The sequence below is a fragment of the Streptomyces noursei genome (assembly GCF_001646665.1).
GTDB lineage: Bacteria > Actinomycetota > Actinomycetes > Streptomycetales > Streptomycetaceae > Streptomyces > Streptomyces lavendulocolor.
Genome location: NZ_LWBU01000389.1, coordinates 605 through 1,215, shown reverse-complemented (window position 1 = coordinate 1,215; position 611 = coordinate 605). Strand labels below are relative to the sequence as shown.

Annotated in this window: 2 protein-coding genes; both read left to right on the top strand. The window is 70.0% G+C overall.

Going from position 1 to position 611, the window contains the following annotated elements:
- Positions 1-347 (top strand): hypothetical protein (locus A4V12_RS31960; RefSeq protein ID WP_064072989.1); only part of this gene is annotated, 347 nt, incomplete at its 5' end.
- A gap of 11 nt (positions 348-358) precedes the next feature.
- On the top strand, positions 359-611 hold a 253-nt coding region (locus A4V12_RS39305), incomplete at its 3' end, for a non-canonical purine NTP pyrophosphatase (protein WP_350498034.1).

The window sequence follows — 611 nt, the reverse complement described above, 5'->3', positions numbered from 1 at the left end:
CCGCCGTACTCGCCCTGACCGCCGCGACCGGCTGCGGCGCACTCGACAAGGCCATGGACTGCGTCCAGGCGGCCGACGCCATCGCCACCAGCGTCGACAAGCTGGGCCGGGCCGTCTCGACCGCCACCGACGACCCCACCCGTCTCAACGAGTCCCTCGACGAGATCGACAGGGAGCTCGACAGCCTCAAGGACAAGACGGACAACGCCGACCTGTCCAAGGCCGTCGACGACCTCGGCAAGGGTGTCGAAAGCGTCCGCACCGCCGTCAGGGACGGCGACGCCACACCCGACATCAAGCCCGTCACCGACGCCGCCACCGAGATCGGCAAGGTCTGCACCCCGTAGATACTGGGGGCATGACCCGCCTGATCCTCGCCACCCGCAACGCAGGGAAGATCACCGAACTGCACGCGATCCTCGCCGACGCAGGACTCGACCACGAACTCGTCGGCGCGGACGCCTACCCCGAGATCCCCGACGTCAAGGAAACCGGCGTCACCTTCGCGCAGAACGCCCTGCTCAAGGCGCACACCCTCGCCAGGGCCACCGGCCTGCCCGCCATCGCCGACGACTCCGGCCTCTGCGTCGACGTCCTCGGCGGCGCCCCCG